Raw genomic sequence first — 20,645 nt, 5'->3', positions numbered from 1 at the left:
GTCCACAACAGATTGTCTGATAAAAAGTAACGAGCAGAAAAAACCTCTACAGGCTTGTAGCTCAGGTGGTTAGAGCGCACCCCTGATAAGGGTGAGGTCGGTGGTTCAAGTCCACTCAGGCCTACCAGATTTGTCCTCATGCTGCGTTGTGTCGACGGCTCGCATAGTTCACTATGCTTCGCATCGACACGCCTTGCCTGAGAAAAAATCGCATTCTTTACATGAAGAATGTTACTCCTGGTAGTAGTGGTCTCTGCAGTAACTGTATGGGGCTATAGCTCAGCTGGGAGAGCGCCTGCCTTGCACGCAGGAGGTCAGCGGTTCGATCCCGCTTAGCTCCACCATACCGTTTTAACTGTTTTTCTGAATACTTCAGAGCGTACCGGCAACGGTGTGCTGCGAAGTATTATGCTCTTTAACAATCCGGAACAAGCTGAAAATTGAAACGACGTGTCGTTTTCATTCTCCGTAATAAGAATGAAAAATACGATACGTTCGAGTCTCTCAAATGCTTGCAGCTTACAGCGTTGAAAAACGCCTGTGGGTTGTGAGGTTAAGCGACTAAGCGTACACGGTGGATGCCCAGGCAGTCAGAGGCGATGAAGGACGTGCTAATCTGCGTAAAGCGACGGTAAGGTGATATGAACCGCTACAGCCGTCGATGTCCGAATGGGGAAACCCGGTGCACTCTGTGCATCATTGCAGCATGAATACATAGTGCTGCAAGGCGAACCGGGGGAACTGAAACATCTAAGTACCCCGAGGAAAAGAAATCAACCGAGATTCCCCCAGTAGCGGCGAGCGAACGGGGAGCAGCCCAGAGCCTGAATCAGCATGTGTGTTAGTGGAAGCGTCTGGAAAGTCGCAGGGTACAGGGTGATACTCCCGTACACAAAAGCACACGTGCTGTGAGCTCGATGAGTAAGGCGGGACACGTGGTATCCTGTCTGAATATGGGGGGACCATCCTCCAAGGCTAAATACTCCTGACTGACCGATAGTGAACCAGTACCGTGAGGGAAAGGCGAAAAGAACCCCGGCGAGGGGAGTGAAACAGAACCTGAAACCGTGTACGTACAAGCAGTGGGAGCCTTCTTTATGGGGGTGACTGCGTACCTTTTGTATAATGGGTCAGCGACTTATATTCTGTAGCAAGGTTAACCGTATAGGGGAGCCGCAGGGAAACCGAGTCTTAACTGGGCGTTAAGTTGCAGGGTATAGACCCGAAACCCGGTGATCTAGCCATGGGCAGGTTGAAGGTTGGGTAACACTAACTGGAGGACCGAACCGACTAATGTTGAAAAATTAGCGGATGACCTGTGGCTGGGGGTGAAAGGCCAATCAAACCGGGAGATAGCTGGTTCTCCCCGAAAGCTATTTAGGTAGCGCCTCGTGAACTCATCCTCGGGGGTAGAGCACTGTTTCGGCTAGGGGGCCATCCCGGCTTACCAACCCGATGCAAACTGCGAATACCGAGGAATGTTATCACGGGAGACACACGGCGGGTGCTAACGTCCGTCGTGAAGAGGGAAACAACCCAGACCGCCAGCTAAGGTCCCAAAGTCATGGTTAAGTGGGAAACGATGTGGGAAGGCACAGACAGCCAGGATGTTGGCTTAGAAGCAGCCATCATTTAAAGAAAGCGTAATAGCTCACTGGTCGAGTCGGCCTGCGCGGAAGATGTAACGGGGCTAAACCATGCACCGAAGCTGCGGCAGCGACGCTTAGGCGTTGTTGGGTAGGGGAGCGTTCTGTAAGCCGTCGAAGGTGTGCTGTGAGGCATGCTGGAGGTATCAGAAGTGCGAATGCTGACATAAGTAACGATAAAGCGGGTGAAAAGCCCGCTCGCCGGAAGACCAAGGGTTCCTGTTCAACGTTAATCGGAGCAGGGTGAGTCGACCCCTAAGGCGAGGCCGAAAGGCGTAGTCGATGGGAAACAGGTTAATATTCCTGTACTCGGTGTTACTGCGAAGGGGGGACGGAGAAGGCTATATCAGCCGGGCGACGGTTGTCCCGGTTTAAGCGTGTAGGCGGAGGGTCCAGGTAAATCCGGTCCCTTATTAACGCTGAGGCGTGACGACGAGGCACTACGGTGCTGAAGTGATAAATGCCCTGCTTCCAGGAAAAGCCTCTAAGCATCAGGTAACACAGAATCGTACCCCAAACCGACACAGGTGGTCAGGTAGAGAATACCAAGGCGCTTGAGAGAACTCGGGTGAAGGAACTAGGCAAAATGGTGCCGTAACTTCGGGAGAAGGCACGCTGGCGCGTAGGTGGAGGGATTTACTCCCCGAGCCGAAGCCAGTCGAAGATACCAGCTGGCTGCAACTGTTTATTAAAAACACAGCACTGTGCAAACACGAAAGTGGACGTATACGGTGTGACGCCTGCCCGGTGCCGGAAGGTTAATTGATGGGGTTATCCGCAAGGAGAAGCTCTTGATCGAAGCCCCGGTAAACGGCGGCCGTAACTATAACGGTCCTAAGGTAGCGAAATTCCTTGTCGGGTAAGTTCCGACCTGCACGAATGGCGTAATGATGGCCAGGCTGTCTCCACCCGAGACTCAGTGAAATTGAACTCGCTGTGAAGATGCAGTGTACCCGCGGCAAGACGGAAAGACCCCGTGAACCTTTACTACAGCTTGACACTGAACATTGAGCCTTGATGTGTAGGATAGGTGGGAGGCTTTGAAGCGCGGACGCCAGTCTGCGTGGAGCCAACCTTGAAATACCACCCTTTAATGTTTGATGTTCTAACGTAGGCCCGTTACCCGGGCTGCGGACAGTGTCTGGTGGGTAGTTTGACTGGGGCGGTCTCCTCCTAAAGAGTAACGGAGGAGCACGAAGGTCAGCTAATCACGGTCGGACATCGTGAGGTTAGTGCAATGGCATAAGCTGGCTTGACTGCGAGAGTGACGGCTCGAGCAGGTGCGAAAGCAGGTCATAGTGATCCGGTGGTTCTGAATGGAAGGGCCATCGCTCAACGGATAAAAGGTACTCCGGGGATAACAGGCTGATACCGCCCAAGAGTTCATATCGACGGCGGTGTTTGGCACCTCGATGTCGGCTCATCACATCCTGGGGCTGAAGTAGGTCCCAAGGGTACGGCTGTTCGCCGTTTAAAGTGGTACGCGAGCTGGGTTTAGAACGTCGTGAGACAGTTCGGTCCCTATCTGCCGTGGGCGCTGGAGAATTGAGGGGGGTTGCTCCTAGTACGAGAGGACCGGAGTGAACGCACCACTGGTGTTCGGGTTGTCATGCCAATGGCATTGCCCGGTAGCTAAGTGCGGAAAAGATAAGTGCTGAAAGCATCTAAGCACGAAACTTGCCCCGAGATGAGTTCTCCCTGACCCCTTGAGGGTCCTGAAGGGACGTTGAAGACTACGACGTTGATAGGCCGGGTGTGTAAGCGCAGCGATGCGTTGAGCTAACCGGTACTAATGACCCGTGAGGCTTAACCTTACAACGCCAGAGGCGTTTTTGAGAGACACGATTTTCAGCTTTGTTACCGGATAATAGTTGTATCCTGCGGACTGAAGTCCGAAGGATTCTGCGCTGAGGCAAGGCGGCAACCGACCGATGTGAAGGAGCATACTGACGTATGTGACTGAGCAGCGCGAGGGCGGCCAACGCAGCATCAGCACAGAAGACACAGGACAGAGCACAAAGAATTTGCCTGGCGGCTTTAGCGCGGTGGTCCCACCTGACCCCATGCCGAACTCAGAAGTGAAACGCCGTAGCGCCGATGGTAGTGTGGGGCCTCCCCATGCGAGAGTAGGGAACTGCCAGGCATCAAATTTGTTCCTTTTCCTCTGACAGGGAAAATAACGGGAACAGACGGTTATCAGCCGGTTGCTGATAAGCGTGAAAGAATCGGTGGAGCGGTAGTTCAGTTGGTTAGAATACCTGCCTGTCACGCAGGGGGTCGCGGGTTCGAGCCCCGTCCGTTCCGCCACCCTATTAGGGGCGTAGTTCAATTGGTAGAGCACCGGTCTCCAAAACCGGGTGTTGGGGGTTCGAGTCCCTCCGCCCCTGCCAGAAAACGATCCTTTGCTTCGGCAAAGGATTTTTTTTGCCTTCAGAAAGGCAAAAAAGAAGAACCAGCTAAATCTAACTGGTCTCATCTCTTCCCTGCTTACTTCTCTACCTGCCGATCTTTAGCTGTTTTGCCTGACCAGAATCGGGAATTTAAGCAACTGCCGGATATGCGCCTGCTGATCGCTGTTCTGCAACCAGACAGCATAGAGCGGACGAACGGCGACGGGCGTATCCGGGATCACCATCAACTCACTGTAAACGCTTTGCCAGAAGTCAGGCAGGAACGCGCACGCGCCGGTGGTATGCAGCAGTTCACGGGTAACATGCGCCGACGTTGTGGTCAGTACTGGCACATCATCCGCCCCGGAAAGGTAGCTCTGATGCTGATGAAAATCTGCTCCCCATTCCAGTTTAATGTAATCATATTTTTCGCGTTTCTCGCTCTGCCGGGCGCAGAACAGCGCCAGCGAGATATGACCAATCTGCTGACTGGTTAACTCATCCATTTTAGGCGCTTCAGTGGTGATCAACAGATCCAGCTGGCGTTCATGGAGCTGCTTAACCAGCAGGTGTCGTTGTGCCACGCGCGCTTCTAAATGCAGGCTTTCACGATTCTCATACAGCGTCTGTAGCCACGGCGTCAGATAAGCCTCCCATAGCGATGCACTGGCACCGATCGAAAGCTCATGGTGCTGCTGAGTGTGGGAAACCTCCTTCTTTGCCATCATCCAGGTGCTCATCAGGCTTTCAGCATAGGGAAGCAGGCGCTCTCCGGCCGCTGTCAGACGTATGTTATTGCGATGCCGTGTAAAAAGGTTAACGCCAAGTTGATTCTCTAACTGGCGGATGCGAAAACTGACAGCAGATTGCGTAAGGTAAAGTGCTTCTGCAGCACGCCCGAAATGGCGTGTTCTGCTCACTTCCAGGAAAGTTTTCAGTAATTCCGTATCCACAGCGTTCTCCCAAAAAATGTTTGTCGTATAGATTTAAATGTTTTGTTTTACACTCTGTCAAGCCTATCTAATACTCCGCGCCATTAACAGCACGGCATTAGAAAATCAGGAGCGTGTAACATGGCGGAAAGCTTCTCAACAGAGAATCGTTTCTTTGATAACAAACATTACCCGCGTGGTTTCTCACGCCACGGTGACTTTACTATTAAAGAAGCTCAGCTTCTTGAACGCCACGGTTTCGCCTTTAATGAGCTGGATTTATCAAAGCGTGAGCCTGCAACAGAAGAAGAACGTCTGTTTATTGAAGTATGTCGTGGCGTGCGTGAGCCGCAAACGGAAGCCGAACGTGTATGGTCTAAATATATGACCCGCATTAAGCGTCCTAAGCGTTTTCATACGCTGTCCGGCGGTAAACCGCAGATGGACACCGTCGAAGACTTTACCGACAGCGACGATTAACAGAGAAGGGGCGAAAGCCCCTTTTTTATTGCAGGCTGTTATGCAGATGAATCATTAAACGATCAATTGTGCGATAACTGACAGCCTCCTGCAGATGATGCCGGCTGATCTCCGCATCTCCCGCCAGATCGGCCACGGTACGCGCCACCTTCAAAATCCGCTGCCATGCCCGTACAGATAAACCCAGTTTCTCCAGTACTGACTCCAGCCACTCCGCATCCTCCTTAGCCGGCTGACACCAGCGCATTATCTCCGCATTGTTTAAATGCGCATTAATTTTGCCTGCACGGGTCAGCTGAATCTCCCGCGCTGCGACCACCCGATGACGAACCTGTCCAGACGTTTCTGCTACAGGGCGTTGTCCACTAAGCATTCCACCAGGAAGTAGCGGCACCTCCAGCGAAAGATCAAAACGATCGAGAAAAGGGCCAGACAGCTTGCTGAGATAACGCAGCACCTGCTGAGGTGAGGTGCGGTTATGCTGTCCCTGATAATGTCCGGTTGGACTTGGGTTCATAGCAGCAATCAGCTGAAATCTTGCCGGATAGGTGACTTTTGCGCGGGCACGCGAAATAGCGATGACACCCGACTCTAATGGCTCGCGCAGAGAGTCCAGCACCTTGCGATCAAATTCCGGCAACTCATCCAGAAATAGCACGCCGTTATGCGCCAGTGAGATCTCGCCGGGGCGTGGCAGCGATCCACCACCAATCAAAGCATAGAGAGATGCGCTATGGTGAGGCGACCTGAAAGGCCGGGTACGCCATTGTCGGTGCAGAGTACTGCTATTGTTCACCAGGCTGGCGATTGCCGCGCATTCCAGTGCTTCCTGGTCGGTTAAAGAAGGCATGATGCCGGGCAGCCGGGTGGCAAGCATGGTTTTACCGGTGCCAGGCGGGCCAATCAGTAACAGGTTATGCCCGCCAGCCGCCGTGATCTCCAGCGCTCTGCGTCCCTGTTCCTGACCAATAATATCTGCGAGGTCGTCAGCAGGTGGATTGCCCTGATGCTCAGGAGACTGCGCTGTCGGTAACGTGAGTTCATTGCGCAGAAAAGTGCATACGTCGCTGAGGTTAGAGGCGACCAGCGATGATCCCTGACGGATAAGTCCGGCATCCGCCTGATTTTCAGCAGAGAGAACCAGCTGTCGTCCAGCCTGAATTGCTACCATGGCTGCCGGAATCGCGCCCTGAACACCGCACAGCGCGCCGTCGAGTGCCAGTTCACCCAGAAACTCATAGTGCATCAGCTTGTCGGCAGGAAGCTGCTCAGAGGCGACCAGAATGGCGATTGCCATAGGTAAGTCATACCGTCCGCCCTCTTTGGGTAAGTCCGCTGGAGCCAGATTGATGGTGACCCGCTTTGCCGGAAAGGTGAAACCGCTGTTGATAATGGCGCTACGTACCCGCTCACGCGCTTCTTTGACCGTGGTTTCCGGCAGACCCACCAGGGTCAAGGCAGGCAGGCCGTTACTGATATGTGCCTCAATGGTCACCAGCGGGGCTTCCACCCCCAGTGCTGCCCGGGTCAGAACTTTTGACAATGACATACTCGCTCCTTGTTGCCGTCAGTCTGGTGACTGCATCAAAGAAAAGCGAGCACAGCATCAGCACAGTTCGGGACATCGCACACCCCATCGAAAGTTGTTTCATGGCGTTTTAAAACGCTGCGCGACAGTACGCAAATTCATCGAAATATTATTACGTCCCTGAAGTGATGAATAATTATCATTATGTAATTATTTCTTGTATTACAGATTGATAGGCCTTGATTCTGCGCAACAAGCTAAAATAAATCTGTAAAAAAAGTTGTGTCATGCCCCCTGACTATGATAACTCTGTAGGCATTACTTCGAACACGAAAAAGAATTGAACAACACATGAAAGCCCTTCTACAAGTGATTAGCCTGGTCGTGATTAGCGTGGTGGTGGTTATTAACCTACCGTGCGGGGCAACGCTTGGAGAAAGAAAGGCTTAAAAATCAAGCCTCGAATCCGAAAAACCCCCGCACCGAAAGGTCCGGGGGTTTTTTTTCGACCCGAGGAAATATCAGTAAATCCACAAGGAACAAACAATGAACAGTAGCATAAAATTCTGTTGTTCCGGTCAGGACACAGGAGAATAGCGATGACAGGTGCACAGTGGGTAGTTCAGGCTTTACGCGCGCAGGGTGTTGATACCGTATTTGGTTACCCGGGCGGCGCCATCATGCCGGTATACGACGCGCTCTATGATGGCGGCGTGGAACACCTACTGTGTCGTCACGAGCAGGGCGCTGTGATGGCGGCAATCGGCTATGCCCGTTCAACCGGCAAAACCGGCGTCTGTATCGCCACTTCCGGCCCCGGCGCGACAAACCTGATCACCGGTCTGGCGGATGCCATGATGGATTCAGTGCCGGTTGTGGCGGTAACGGGTCAGGTCACCTCGGCCTTCATCGGCACCGATGCCTTTCAGGAGATTGACGTACTGGGACTCTCTCTGGCCTGCACCAAGCACAGCTTCCTGGTGGAATCGCTGGATGAGCTGCCCGCCATCATGGCGGAAGCTTTTGCGCTGGCGCAGTCAGGCCGTCCTGGCCCGGTACTGATTGATATCCCGAAAGACATTCAGATTGCACAGGGTGAACCCGCGCCGCATCTGGTTCCGGTTGAAGAAAGAAATGCGCTGCCGCATCAGGCGATTGACCAGGCTCGTGCACTGATGGCGCAGGCCAGAAAGCCCATGTTCTATGTTGGCGGCGGTGTTGGTCTGGCGCAGGCGGTTCCGGCACTGCGCAAGCTGGCAGAAGAGACCGGCATCCCGGCAGTTGCTACTCTGAAGGGACTGGGCAGTGTGAACCCACACAGTGACGTTTATCTCGGTATGCTAGGCATGCACGGCACCAAAGCCGCTAACCTGGCCGTACAGGCGTGTGACCTGCTGATCGCGGTCGGTGCCCGTTTCGACGACCGCGTCACCGGCAAGCTGGATACCTTCGCACCGCACGCCAGCGTCATTCATCTCGATATCGACCCCGCTGAATTGAACAAATTACGTCGCGCTCATGTCTCTCTGCAGGGCGATCTTAACGAACTGCTGCCCGCCCTGAGTCAGCCTTTATCTATCAACGCCTGGCGCGATGAGGTGCAGGCACTGAAAGCCAGCCATACATGGCGCTATGACCATCCGGGCGACGCGATCTATGCGCCGCTGCTGCTGAAGCAGCTTTCCGATCGCAAACCGGCGAATGCCGTCGTCACCACTGATGTTGGTCAGCACCAGATGTGGACAGCGCAACATATGGATTTCAGCGCGCCGGAGAACTTCATCACCTCCAGCGGCTTAGGCACTATGGGCTTTGGCTTACCGGCTGCCATCGGTGCGCAGGTTGCACGTCCGGACGATACAGTGATCTGTGTCTCGGGCGATGGCTCCATCATGATGAACATCCAGGAGCTGGGCACCATCAAGCGCGGCAGGCTGCCGGTCAAAATCGTACTGATGGATAACCAGCGTCTGGGCATGGTGCGCCAGTGGCAGCAGCTGTTTTTCGATGGTCGCTACAGTGAAACTAACCTGTCCGACAATCCCGACTTCCTCACGCTGGCCAGCGCGTTCAACATTCCCGGCCAGCGCATTACCCGTAAAGATCAGGTCGACGCCGCCCTTGATGCTCTGCTGAACAGCGAAGGTCCTTACTTCCTGCATGTTGCAATAGATGAGCATGAAAACGTCTGGCCACTGGTACCGCCGGGTGCCAGCAATGCAAACATGATGGAGAAAACCGTATGAACCAGCATCAATTGTCTATCGAAGCCCGTTTCCGCCCTGAAATATTAGAGCGCATTTTACGCGTCGTGCGTCACCGCGGTTTTCAGGTCTGTTCTATGAACATGGCCTCAGTTGCCAACGCAGAAAACATTAATATTGAAATGACCGTTGCCAGCCAGCGCTCCGTCGATTTACTGTCTTCGCAGTTAAGTAAATTGATCGACGTTGCATGCGTTCAGATTCAACAACAGACAACACAACAAATCCGCGCGTAGCCGCGAGAGGGAATAACAATGAGCACGAAGAAAGCAGACTTTATTTGGTTCAATGGCGAGATGGTTAAGTGGGAAGAAGCGAAGGTCAGCGTCATGTCCCACGCCTTGCACTACGGTACGTCGGTATTTGAAGGCGTCCGCTGCTACGACTCTCACAAAGGACCGGTTGTGTTCCGTCATCGTGAACACATGCAACGTCTGCACGACTCCGCCAAAATCTACCGTTTCCCGATTAAAAGCAGCGTTGATGAGCTGATGGAAGCGTGCCGCGAAGTCATCCGCGTAAACAAACTGAAAAGTGCTTATATCCGTCCGCTGGCCTTCGTCGGCGATGTGGGCCTGGGCGTCAACCCGCCAGATGGCTTCACGACTGACGTGATCATTGCCGCCTTCCCGTGGGGCGCTTACCTGGGCGCTGAAGCGCTGGAAAATGGCATCGATGCGATGGTCTCTTCATGGAACCGCGTGGCGCCAAACACTCTGCCAACCGCCGCTAAAGCGGGTGGTAACTACCTCTCCTCGCTGCTGGTGGGCAGCGAAGCCCGTCGTCATGGCTATCAGGAAGGCATTGCGCTGGATACTAATGGCCTGATCTCAGAGGGTGCTGGCGAAAACCTGTTTGAAGTTAAAGATGGCGTGCTCTATACCCCGCCATTTACCTCTTCGGCACTGCCGGGCATTACCCGCGATGCGATCATCACGCTGGCGCGTGATATGGGCATTGAAGTGCGTGAGCAGACTCTGTCGCGTGAATCTCTCTATCTGGCTGACGAAGTCTTTATGTCTGGCACCGCAGCAGAAATCACACCAGTGCGCAGCGTTGACCGCATTCAGGTGGGCGAAGGCAAATGTGGTCCGGTCACCAAACGTGTCCAGCAGGCCTTCTTTGGTCTGTTCACTGGCGAAACCGAAGACAAATGGGGCTGGTTAGATCCGGTTAACCCATAATCAGATACAGCGCGGGCGTCATCTGACGTCCGCGAGCTAATTCTTACTGGAGTAAATAGAGCATGCCTAAGTACCGTTCCGCCACTACCACCCATGGCCGCAATATGGCGGGTGCCCGTGCCTTATGGCGCGCGACAGGAATGACCGACGACGATTTCGGCAAGCCGATTATCGCTGTGGTTAACTCATTCACCCAATTTGTTCCGGGCCACGTTCACCTCCGCGACCTGGGTAAACTCGTCGCTGAGCAGATTGAAGCGGCGGGCGGTGTGGCTAAAGAGTTCAACACCATCGCGGTGGATGACGGTATTGCCATGGGTCATGGCGGCATGCTGTATTCACTGCCTTCGCGTGAGCTGATTGCTGACTCGGTCGAGTACATGGTTAACGCGCACTGCGCCGACGCCATGGTCTGCATCTCCAACTGCGATAAAATCACCCCAGGCATGCTGATGGCGTCTCTGCGCCTCAATATTCCGGTGATCTTCGTTTCTGGCGGCCCGATGGAAGCGGGTAAAACCAAGCTTTCTGACCAGATCATCAAGCTGGACCTGGTGGATGCGATGATTCAGGGTGCCAACCCGAACGTCAGCGATGCCGACAGCGAACAGATCGAACGTTCTGCCTGTCCGACCTGCGGCTCCTGCTCCGGCATGTTCACCGCCAACTCGATGAACTGCCTGACTGAAGCACTCGGCCTGTCGCAGCCTGGTAATGGTTCACTGCTGGCCACGCACGCCGATCGCAAAGAGCTGTTCATCAATGCAGGTAAGCGCATCGTCAGTCTGACCAAGCGCTATTACGAGCAGGATGACGTCAACATGCTGCCGCGTAACATCGCGAACAAGGCCGCTTTCGAGAACGCTATGATGCTGGATATCGCCATGGGCGGCTCCACCAACACTGTGCTGCACCTGCTGGCGGCGGCACAGGAAGGCGACATCGACTTCAACATCTCCGACATCGATCGCCTGTCACGTAAAGTGCCTCAGCTTTGTAAAGTCGCACCAAGTACCCCGAAATACCACATGGAAGACGTGCATCGCGCAGGTGGCGTTTTCGCGATTCTGGGCGAGCTGGATCGCGCAGGTCTGTTCGACAGCAGCGCGCGCAACATCCTGCAGCAGACGATGCGTGAAACGCTGGATCAGTACGACATCATGCTGACCAAAGATCAGGCGGTAAAAGATATGTTCCGCGCGGGCCCGGCGGGCATCCGTACTACCCAGGCATTCTCGCAGAACTGCCGCTGGGACACGCTGGATGATGACCGTGCCGAAGGCTGTATCCGCACCCGCGAAAACGCTTACTCACAGGATGGCGGTCTGGCCGTGCTCTACGGCAATATTGCCGAAGATGGCTGTATCGTTAAAACCGCGGGCGTTGACAAAGAAATCCTGACCTTCACCGGTCCGGCCAAAGTCTATGAAAGCCAGGATGACGCGGTAGAAGCGATTCTCGGTGGCAAAGTAGTCGCAGGCGACGTGGTCGTCATCCGCTACGAAGGGCCAAAAGGTGGGCCAGGCATGCAGGAAATGCTCTATCCGACCACCTATCTGAAATCGATGGGCCTGGGCAAAAGCTGCGCCCTGATCACCGATGGTCGTTTCTCCGGCGGTACGTCGGGTCTCTCTATCGGTCACGCTTCGCCTGAAGCGGCCAACGGCGGCACCATTGCGCTGGTCAAAGATGGCGACACCATTGAAATCGATATCCCTAACCGCGGCATCAAACTCGCTGTGCCGGATAACGAACTGCACGCCCGCCGTGAAGAGCAGCAGGCACGTGGCGATGCAGCGTATACGCCGGTCAATCGTCAGCGTGAAGTCTCCTTTGCGCTGCGTGCTTACGCATTACTTGCGACCAGTGCTGACAAAGGCGCTGTCCGCGATAAGAGCAAGCTGGGAGGCTAACCATGGCCGAGTCTCAACCGCTACCCGACGCGCCATGCGGCGCGGAGTATCTGCGCGCAGTGCTGCGTTCACCGGTGTATGAAGTAGCACAGGTGACACCGCTGCAGGTTATGGAAAAAATTTCATCGCGTCTCGGGAACACCATTCTGGTGAAGCGGGAGGATCGCCAGCCGGTACACAGTTTCAAGCTGCGCGGTGCTTACGCGATGATTGCCGGTCTGAACGAAGAGCAGAAAGCGCGCGGCGTGGTGACGGCATCAGCCGGTAACCATGCGCAGGGCGTGGCGCTCTCCGCGACGAAGCTGGGCATCAAGTCGCTGATTGTGATGCCGCTGGCGACTGCAGACATCAAGGTTGATGCGGTGCGCGCATTTGGCGGTGAGGCTTTTCTGTTTGGGGCCAATTTTGACGAGGCGAAAGCCAAAGCGATAGAGCTCGCTGAACAGCGCGGCTACACCTTCGTGCCGCCGTTTGACCATCCGGCTGTGATTGCCGGACAGGGCACGCTGGCGATGGAGCTGCTGCAGCAGGATGCGCACCTCGACCGGGTCTTTGTCCCGGTAGGTGGCGGCGGTCTGGCCGCGGGCGTTGCGGTGCTGATCAAGCAGCTGATGCCGCAGATCAAAGTCATCGCGGTGGAGTCAGAAGATTCAGCCTGCCTGAAAGCGGCGCTGGATGCCGGTCATCCGGTCGATCTGCCACGCGTCGGGCTGTTTGCCGAAGGCGTCGCGGTCAAACGAATTGGCAGCGAAACCTTCCGGCTCTGTCAGGCTTATATCGATGACATCATCACCGTCGACAGCGATGCGATTTGCGCTGCGATGAAAGATCTGTTCGAAGATGTTCGTGCCGTGGCGGAGCCGTCTGGCGCGCTGGCGCTGGCGGGCATGAAGAAGTATATCCAGCAGCACGAGATCAAAGGCGAGCGGCTGGCGCATGTCTTATCCGGCGCCAACGTCAATTTCCACGGTCTGCGTTACGTCTCAGAGCGCTGCGAGCTGGGCGAACAGCGTGAAGCGCTGCTTGCCGTCACCATCCCGGAACAGCAGGGCAGTTTCCTGCGTTTCTGTCAGACGCTGGGCGGACGTTCCATCACTGAGTTCAACTACCGCTATGCGGATGCGGACAAAGCCTGCATCTTTGTTGGCGTGCGTCTGACCCGTGGCGTGGAAGAGCGCAGCGAGATCATCAGCGAGCTCACCAGCGGCGGTTACCAGGTGGTCGATCTCTCAGATGATGAGATGGCGAAACTGCACGTGCGTTACATGGTGGGTGGGCGTCCTTCCAAGCCGCTGCGTGAACGGCTCTTCAGCTTCGAATTCCCGGAGGCACCTGGCGCGTTGCTGAAGTTCCTGCAAACGCTGGGCACCCACTGGAATATCTCGCTGTTTCACTACCGCAGCCATGGCACTGATTACGGTCGTGTGCTGGCGGCTTTTGAACTCGGCAGCGATGAACCACGTTTCGAGGAGCATCTCACCGACCTGGGTTACGACTTTCATGACGAAAGCCAGAACCCGGCGTTCCGCTTCTTCCTCTCAGGCCACTGATTACAGCTGGCTCCAGAAGGCACTGATCAGCGGCTCTCCGAGCCGCTTTTTCTGCACGCAGATCCCGAGTTCGAACGGCGCAACCGAATCAATATTCTCCAGCAATAGCACGCGGTTCCGCACCGGGTCCGGACTGTTCTCCAGCACTACATCCGGCAACAGCGCAATACCGCAACCCAGCGCCACCATCGAGACAATCGCCTCATGCCCTGATACCGTGGCGTAAATCACCGGATTCGGGATGCGCTGGCGGCGAAACCAGAGATCGATACGCCGCCGTGCCGGTCCCTGCACCGGCAGAATAAAAGGGATTTTTGACCAGTCGGGCTGCGGCTGGGTGGCCTGGGTGCGGACGGCACAGGGCAGTGCGGGCGCAATCAGCACCAGCGGGATCAGCCCCAGTGGCATAAAATCAATGCTGGCGGGCAGGGTTTCAGGCCGTCCCGCAATCGCCAGATCGGCATCCCCGGAGTGCACTTTTTCTACCGCATCCGCAGCATCGCCGGTATCCAGTTTGATTTCGACCTGCGGATGTTCCGCGCGAAAGCGATCGAGAATCGGCGGCAGATGACTGTAGGCCGCCGTCACAGAACAGAACAGTCGCAGTTCGCCGCTGAGTGACGGGCCGTTAAGATCCATCACATGGCGCAGTTGCTGATACTGCAACAGCGTCTGCTGGGCAAACTGGCGCAGGCGTTCGCCCGCTTCCGTTAACGTCACGGTGCGGTTATCACGCAGAAAGAGCGCATGGCCGACATCGTCTTCAAGCCGCTGGATCTGGCGTGACAGTGTGGAAGGGCTGACGTGCATCGCACGCGCCGTGCGCCCGAAGTGGCAGCTTTCTGCCAGATGAAGAAACAGTTTCAGATCCCGTAAATCCATGCGCGCGTCGCCTCTGTTTAGTGTTGCATTTATTGCAATGTGACGTTGTTAATATATCAATTTAAGCAACAGAATTCCTGTCATATGATGGGGTCATTCGCGGCGTTGCATGACACGCCGTTCCTGAACAAAAAAAGCAAACACAACCTTATCGGAGTACCCATGGCTAACTATTTCAACACATTGAACCTGCGCAACCAGCTGGCGCAATTAGGCAAATGTCGTTTCATGGCGCGTGATGAATTCGCGGATGGTGCCAGTTTCCTGAAAGGCAAAAAAGTCGTTATCGTTGGCTGTGGCGCGCAGGGCCTGAACCAGGGTCTGAACATGCGTGATTCAGGTCTGGATGTCGCCTATGCACTGCGTGCCGAAGCGATTGCTGAGAAACGCCCTTCATGGCGCAAAGCGACCGATAACGGTTTCAAAGTGGGTACTTACGAAGATCTGATCCCGCAGGCGGACCTGGTGGTTAACCTGACGCCAGACAAGCAGCACTCTGCAGTGGTTCAGGCTGTTCAGCCGCTGATGAAAGATGGCGCTGCGCTGGGTTACTCGCACGGTTTCAACATCGTTGAAGTGGGCGAAAGCATCCGTAAAGACATCACCGTAGTCATGGTGGCACCGAAGTGCCCGGGTACAGAAGTCCGCGAAGAGTACAAACGCGGCTTTGGTGTTCCGACGCTGATCGCGGTTCACCCGGAAAACGATCCAAAAGGCGAAGGCATGGCGATTGCTAAAGCCTGGGCAGCAGCGACCGGCGGCGATCGTGCTGGCGTTCTGGAGTCCTCCTTCGTTGCAGAAGTGAAATCTGACCTGATGGGTGAGCAGACCATTCTGTGTGGCATGCTGCAGGCGGGTTCACTGCTCTGCTTCGACAAGCTGGTGGCTGAAGGTACGGACCCGGCTTACGCAGAAAAACTGATTCAGTTCGGCTGGGAAACCATCACCGAGTCACTGAAGTTTGGTGGCATCACCCTGATGATGGATCGTCTCTCTAACCCGGCGAAACTGCGCGCTTATGCGTTGTCAGAGCAGCTGAAAACCATCATGGCGCCGCTGTTCCAGAAGCACATGGATGACATCATCTCCGGCGAATTCTCTTCCGGCATGATGGCTGACTGGGCTAACGATGATAAAAACCTGCTGACCTGGCGTGAAGAGACCGGCCAGACCGCATTCGAAACTGCCTCACAGTATGAAGGCAAAATCGAAGAGCAGGAGTACTACGACAAAGGCGTAGTGATGGTTGCAATGGTTAAAGCGGGCGTTGAGCTGGCGTTTGAAACCATGGTCGATGCCGGCATCATTGAAGAGTCTGCTTACTACGAATCACTGCATGAGCTGCCGCTGATTGCGAACACCATCGCACGTAAGCGTCTGTATGAAATGAACGTCGTTATCTCTGATACCGCCGAATATGGTAACTACCTGTTCTCCTTCGCTGCGGTGCCACTGCTGAAAGAGTTCATGACCACGCTGCAGCCGGGCGATCTGGGTAAAGCGGTTGAAGGCACGCAGGTTGACAACGCGCAGCTGCGTGACGTCAACGAAGCGGTTCGCCAGCATCCGATTGAAACTGTTGGCCGCAAACTGCGTGGCTACATGACCGATATGAAGCGTATCGCTGTCGCGGGCTAATAGTTTTCTTCACAGTTTTCAGCAAAATAAACCCCGGCTCGCCGGGGTTTTTTGTTTGGGAACAATGCCTGAGCAGTTCGCTGGTGGAAAGGTGCCTGCCTGCACTGCCTGTCTCGCTGTGAGAACGAGCCTGCACAGGCAACACGGTCAGATCGGAAAGGCGCTTAAGCCAATCCCTGGCCACTCGGCCCGCGCCGTCCCTGGCGCGGGACGCTTTCCTCTTCTGCCCGTGTTGCCAGTGCCCTCAGACTTCTTAATTGCTGTAAGAATTACCCCGCCTCAGGTTTTATACATTTAAATGCGATTCAGTTTTTTAGAACAGACAACTAATCCACTTAAAGCGATGGGAGCATACGCCTGTAGCAAAGCATCGCGGGCCAGGTACAAAAACGCCGGGAGCGTTTTTGAACAACGCAATGCATTGGCCCGGCCAAGGGCGCACCTCAGAGATGAGGTGCGTAATCGACCGCGCTGAGCCCGCCAGGGATGGCGTCTTTTGCGTCTTTGCGAAAGGCGTATGCTCCCTGAGCCTGTCACCTGACCATAAGGCGATGCTTTTTTTAGCCCTTCAGAGCAGTTGTACTCTGTGAGCCCGCTCCATAAAAAAACCCGGCGGCTGCCGGGTTTCACTGACCTTCATCCAACAGGATTAAACGTCATACAATGTCTGGTGACGCGTCTCTTTACAGGCCAGCAACGCTATCAGCGTCAGCACCGCCATCGACGCCAGATACAGCCCCACGGCCTGCAGACCATAATTGGCATTCAGCCAGGTCGCGATGTACGGCGCAACCGAGGCACCCAGAATCGAGGAGAGATTATAGGAGAACGAGGCACCGGTATAACGCACTTCGGTCGGGAACAGCTCCGGCAGCAGCGCGCCCATCGGGCCAAACGTCAGCCCCATAATGCTCAGACCCAGCAGCAGAAACGCCATCACCAGCGCCTGTGAACCGGAACCCAGCATTGCCGGGAACAGGAACGAAAACGCGATAATCATCAGCGTAATGGTAATCATCGTCTTGCGACGACCAAAACGGTCGGCCAGCAAACCGGCAATCGGCACCATCACACCAAAACCAATCACCGCCAGCATCAGCATCCACAGCATACTGTTACGCGGAATGCCCAGACCCGCTGGTGCTGGCGTGGTGCCATAGCTCATCGAATAGACGGTCATGATATAGAACAGCGTATAGGTCGCCAGCATGATAAAGGTGCCGAGAATGGTGGCAGTCAGATGCTTGCCCAGCAGCGCCGCAATCGGCACGCGAACCTGCTTCTTCTCTTTCTGCACTTTGGCAAACACCGGGCTCTCATGCAGCGACACGCGCACATACAGGCCAATCAGCACTAGTACAGCGGAGAGAATAAACGGCACACGCCAGCCCCACTGCATAAACTGTTCATCGGTCAGCAGCCAGGAGAGCAGCAGGAAAGTCCCGTTCGCGAAGAAAAAGCCAATCGGCGCACCCAGTTGAGGGAAAGAGCCATAAAGCGCACGCTTCTTCGCCGGGGCGTTTTCCGTCGCCAGCAGCGCCGCGCCGCCCCATTCACCGCCCAGCCCCAGCCCCTGACCAAAACGCGCCAGCGCCAGCAGCAGCGGCGCCAGCACACCGATGGTTTCATAGCTCGGCAACAGGCCGATCACCACGGTAGAGATCCCCATGGTCAGCAGCGAGGCAACCAGCGTGGCTTTACGCCCGACGCGATCGCCAAAGTGACCAAACACCGCAGAGCCAATCGGGCGCGCGATAAAGGCGATAGCAAAAGTGGCCAGCGACTGTAGCGTCGCGACCGTGGCATCACCCTGCGGGAAGAAAATGTGCGGGAAAACAATGACCGCAGCAGTGGCATAAATATAGAAGTCAAAGAACTCGATGGCCGTGCCGACCAGCGAGGCAATCACCACTTTACTGCGTGAGTTAACCGGTGTGGGATCCTGCTGTTTGTCGAGTGTGTCTGTGAGAGAGGCTTGCATAACTGTTTCTTATTTGTAAATACAGACAAAGAATCTTACGCATCTGCCAGAGCGCATTCAATGACGAAAACCCGCGCCGCGTCTGGCTTCAGAGGGCAAAAAGAGGATAATTTCTGTGGTATGACGAATGCCGGGCGATACCGGGGTAAACCGGACGATATCTGGCGGGATACTCTAAGAAAGGGCTAAATAAAAGTGACCCCTCAGCTATTCATCCTGTTATCTGGTGAAAAAATAGCCGAGGAGTGACATTTTCCGCTGTTGTTAACGGATTACGATGCTTTACGGCGGGATGCGCTGCCCGCTTCCGGCATCTGAGGGTCGTCTTTATATTTGGCCGTGGCGATCCACGCTGCACAGAACAGCGTCAGACGGGCGAAGAAATAGAAGAACGCCATCAGACCGAGTACGGAACCAAAGGCTGCACCGGAAGGTGAGGTCGCCAGCTTCGGCAGCGTCAGCGTCATCACAAACTTAATCACCTCAAAGCCGATTGCCGCCAGCAGGGTGCCGCGGAACAGTGCTTTCTTACGCGGCTTATGACGCGGCAAAATCCAGAAAATCCAGAGGAACAACAGATAGTTCGCCAGCACGGAAATCGACGTGGCGATAATGGTCAGGGCAGGCCGTAACCACTCAATGCCATCCAGCCCCAGCGCACTCACAATGGTCGCCTGGGCAGAACCGGCCACCGAGGTCAGCGACAGCGTAATCACCAGCGCCAGCATCAGACCCGTCAGCGACAGGAAGTCGCGAATATAACGTTTCCAGATCTTCTCTTTGTCATCCGGTTTGCGTTCCCACACGTCGCGCGACTGGGCGCGGATCGCTTCACGCAGATTACCCATCCAGTTAAGACCGGAGTAGAGCGCCAGCAGTAAACCGGTGATACCCACGGTGGCGCGCTGCTGAATGGCGGTATTCACCGTATTCTTCAGCGTGGTTGCCAGCGTCGGGTCACTGATGCTGCTGACGATTTTGTTGATGATATCGGTCAGCAGATCCTGATTCGATGCCAGCACAAAACCCACGGCGGCAAACGACACCATCAGAATGGGGATCAGTGATAAAAATGAAAAATAAGTAATGGCTGCGCCAAACTGGCTGCCGAGTCGGTCATTAAAGCGGTCGAGAGCGCGAATAAAATGCGCTACCGCCGGAATAGACTGGAACCAGGTGGCGAAGCGCGACACGCGAACAATCGACTCATCCACGGTGTGATTGCCGGTTTTGATATCGATAAGCGGCTTTTCTGGCTGCATATCCTGCGGGTTTTCCTGCTTGTCTGTCATAGACCTTCACTGTCCTGTTTATCATTAAAATCAAAGTATAGCCGCTCAGGTGACGTACTCCTGTAACACCTGACTCAGCCACTCCATAAATACCCTTACGCGGCGTGCCACATTGCGTCGGTGCGGATAGAGCAGATGGATCGGCATCGGCCTGGCGGGAAAGCGATGCAGCACTTCCACCAGCTCGCCCCTTTCCAGTAATGTCTGAATCCCGGCGGCGGGCACCTGAATAATCCCCAGCCCTGCCAGACAGGCGGCGCGGTAGGTTTCCGTGCTGTTCACCGTCACCACGCCACCGGTATGAACGTAATGGCATTGCCTGCCATCAAAATATTCAAAACCGGGTGAGGCCTGGCCGAGCTGCTGGCTGTAATGCACCATCGCATGCTGCGACAGCTCTTCCAGCCGGATTGGCATGCCGAACCGCGAAAGGTAGCCAGGGCTGGCGCAGTTGATCAAGGTATGAGTACCAATTTTTCGCGCAATCAGCCCCGAATCCTTCAGCTCACCGACCCGGATGACGCAGTCAAATCCTTCCCGGATCACATCCACCTGTCGGTCGCTGCTGCTCAGCTCAATTTCCACGCCCGGGTAGTGCTGCAAAAATTCCGGCAGCCTTGGCAGGATAAAGCCGGTGGCCATCGCCACTGACATATCGACCCGAAGTTTACCGCTGAGCGAAGCGGGCTCGTGCTGAAACAGGCTGTCCATATCGTCAATCATCGACAACAGATCCAGGCAGCGGTCGTAATAGACCAGGCCATCCTGGGTTAGTTGCACCCGGCGCGTGGTGCGATGCAGCAAACGTGTTGCCATTTGATTCTCCAGCGCCTGAATCTGTCGCGATACGCTGCCTTTGGGTATACCTAAATTCTCTGCCGCGCGGGTAAAACTGCCCATTTCGGCCACCCGTACAAACACCTGCATTGCGTGAATTTTGTCCATGTTGTTCACCGATTGTTGTT

General features: G+C 55.1%; 14 protein-coding genes, 4 tRNA genes and 2 rRNA genes. 14 read left to right on the top strand and 6 right to left on the bottom strand.

Going from position 1 to position 20,645, the window contains the following annotated elements; translation table 11 throughout:
• Positions 1-50 precede the first annotated feature (50 nt).
• The 6 genes from FA92_RS17110 (at position 51) to FA92_RS17085 (ending at position 4,036) form a co-directional block, all read left to right on the top strand.
• Positions 51-127 (top strand) — tRNA-Ile (locus tag FA92_RS17110).
• A gap of 141 nt (positions 128-268) precedes the next feature.
• A tRNA-Ala gene (locus FA92_RS17105) sits at positions 269-344 on the top strand.
• Positions 345-551: 207 nt separating this feature from the next.
• A 23S ribosomal RNA gene (locus tag FA92_RS17100) occupies positions 552-3,460 on the top strand.
• A gap of 213 nt (positions 3,461-3,673) precedes the next feature.
• Positions 3,674-3,789: ribosomal RNA gene (gene rrf / locus FA92_RS17095) — 5S ribosomal RNA — on the top strand.
• Between the two features lie 87 nt (positions 3,790-3,876).
• Positions 3,877-3,953 (top strand) — tRNA-Asp (locus FA92_RS17090).
• A 7-nt stretch (positions 3,954-3,960) separates the two neighbouring features.
• Positions 3,961-4,036: transfer RNA gene (locus tag FA92_RS17085), tRNA-Trp, on the top strand.
• A 119-nt stretch (positions 4,037-4,155) separates the two neighbouring features.
• Here the strand turns inward: FA92_RS17085 and hdfR are convergent.
• A complete protein-coding gene (gene hdfR / locus FA92_RS17080; protein WP_010253571.1) occupies positions 4,156-4,989 on the bottom strand; it encodes an HTH-type transcriptional regulator HdfR in 834 nt (277 codons plus the stop codon).
• A gap of 120 nt (positions 4,990-5,109) precedes the next feature.
• Between hdfR and FA92_RS17075 the strand changes: the two genes are divergently transcribed.
• The gene (locus tag FA92_RS17075; RefSeq protein WP_010253568.1) at positions 5,110-5,448 is read left to right on the top strand and encodes a DUF413 domain-containing protein; all 339 of its coding nucleotides are present in this window, start codon (positions 5,110-5,112) and stop codon (positions 5,446-5,448) included.
• Between the two features lie 25 nt (positions 5,449-5,473).
• Here the strand turns inward: FA92_RS17075 and FA92_RS17070 are convergent, their stop codons facing one another.
• Positions 5,474-6,997 carry a YifB family Mg chelatase-like AAA ATPase gene (locus tag FA92_RS17070; RefSeq protein ID WP_033784270.1) on the bottom strand — a complete coding sequence of 508 codons (1,524 nt, stop codon included), beginning with the start codon at positions 6,995-6,997 and terminating at the stop codon, positions 5,474-5,476.
• 330 nt (positions 6,998-7,327) lie between these two features.
• Here FA92_RS17070 and ilvL point away from each other — a divergent pair, with 330 nt between their 5' ends.
• The 6 genes from ilvL to ilvA all read left to right on the top strand — a co-directional run bounded on the left by ilvL (position 7,328) and on the right by ilvA (position 13,887).
• The gene (ilvL, locus tag FA92_RS23360) at positions 7,328-7,426 is read left to right on the top strand and encodes an ilv operon leader peptide (protein ID WP_072101316.1); all 99 of its coding nucleotides are present in this window, start codon (positions 7,328-7,330) and stop codon (positions 7,424-7,426) included.
• A gap of 149 nt (positions 7,427-7,575) precedes the next feature.
• Positions 7,576-9,222: an acetolactate synthase 2 catalytic subunit gene (gene ilvG / locus FA92_RS17065; RefSeq protein ID WP_033784269.1), complete on the top strand. Its 1,647-nt coding sequence runs from the start codon at positions 7,576-7,578 to the stop codon at positions 9,220-9,222.
• On the top strand, positions 9,219-9,476 hold the full coding sequence (gene ilvM / locus FA92_RS17060) for an acetolactate synthase 2 small subunit (RefSeq protein ID WP_008926359.1): 258 nt from the start codon (positions 9,219-9,221) through the stop codon (positions 9,474-9,476). Before ilvG ends, ilvM begins: the two co-directional genes overlap by 4 nt.
• An 18-nt stretch (positions 9,477-9,494) precedes the next feature.
• The gene (locus FA92_RS17055; RefSeq protein ID WP_013359441.1) at positions 9,495-10,424 is read left to right on the top strand and encodes a branched-chain amino acid transaminase; all 930 of its coding nucleotides are present in this window, start codon (positions 9,495-9,497) and stop codon (positions 10,422-10,424) included.
• A gap of 62 nt (positions 10,425-10,486) precedes the next feature.
• Positions 10,487-12,337, top strand: a complete 1,851-nt coding sequence (gene ilvD / locus FA92_RS17050; RefSeq protein ID WP_010253556.1) for a dihydroxy-acid dehydratase — start codon at positions 10,487-10,489, stop codon at positions 12,335-12,337.
• A 2-nt stretch (positions 12,338-12,339) separates the two neighbouring features.
• Positions 12,340-13,887: a threonine ammonia-lyase, biosynthetic gene (gene ilvA / locus FA92_RS17045; RefSeq protein WP_033784268.1), complete on the top strand. Its 1,548-nt coding sequence runs from the start codon at positions 12,340-12,342 to the stop codon at positions 13,885-13,887.
• On the opposite strand, the gene ilvY is transcribed toward ilvA, so the two are convergent.
• Positions 13,888-14,769 carry an HTH-type transcriptional activator IlvY gene (gene ilvY / locus FA92_RS17040; RefSeq protein ID WP_033734419.1) on the bottom strand — a complete coding sequence of 294 codons (882 nt, stop codon included), beginning with the start codon at positions 14,767-14,769 and terminating at the stop codon, positions 13,888-13,890.
• A 162-nt stretch (positions 14,770-14,931) separates the two neighbouring features.
• On the opposite strand from ilvY, the gene ilvC reads away from it, so the two are divergent.
• Positions 14,932-16,407, top strand: coding sequence for a ketol-acid reductoisomerase (ilvC, locus tag FA92_RS17035; protein ID WP_033784686.1), 1,476 nt, complete (start codon positions 14,932-14,934; stop codon positions 16,405-16,407).
• Between the two features lie 649 nt (positions 16,408-17,056).
• Here the strand turns inward: ilvC and FA92_RS17030 are convergent.
• From FA92_RS17030 to FA92_RS17020, 3 genes are all read right to left on the bottom strand, one after another.
• Positions 17,057-18,388 (bottom strand): MFS transporter, encoded by a 1,332-nt coding sequence (locus FA92_RS17030; RefSeq protein ID WP_033784267.1) that lies wholly within the window; start codon positions 18,386-18,388, stop codon positions 17,057-17,059.
• A gap of 272 nt (positions 18,389-18,660) precedes the next feature.
• On the bottom strand, positions 18,661-19,680 hold the full coding sequence (gene yhjD, locus FA92_RS17025) for an inner membrane protein YhjD (RefSeq protein ID WP_033784266.1): 1,020 nt from the start codon (positions 19,678-19,680) through the stop codon (positions 18,661-18,663).
• Between the two features lie 45 nt (positions 19,681-19,725).
• Entirely contained in the window at positions 19,726-20,625 is a 900-nt protein-coding gene (locus FA92_RS17020; RefSeq protein WP_033784265.1) for a LysR family transcriptional regulator, read from the bottom strand.
• Positions 20,626-20,645: the final 20 nt, after the last annotated feature.

The sequence above is a fragment of the Pantoea sp. 9140 genome (assembly GCF_000745295.1).
In the GTDB taxonomy this organism is placed as follows: domain Bacteria; phylum Pseudomonadota; class Gammaproteobacteria; order Enterobacterales; family Enterobacteriaceae; genus Pantoea; species Pantoea vagans.
The sequence above is the reverse complement of the archived record's forward strand: the minus strand, read 5'-3'. Positions and strand labels throughout refer to the sequence as shown.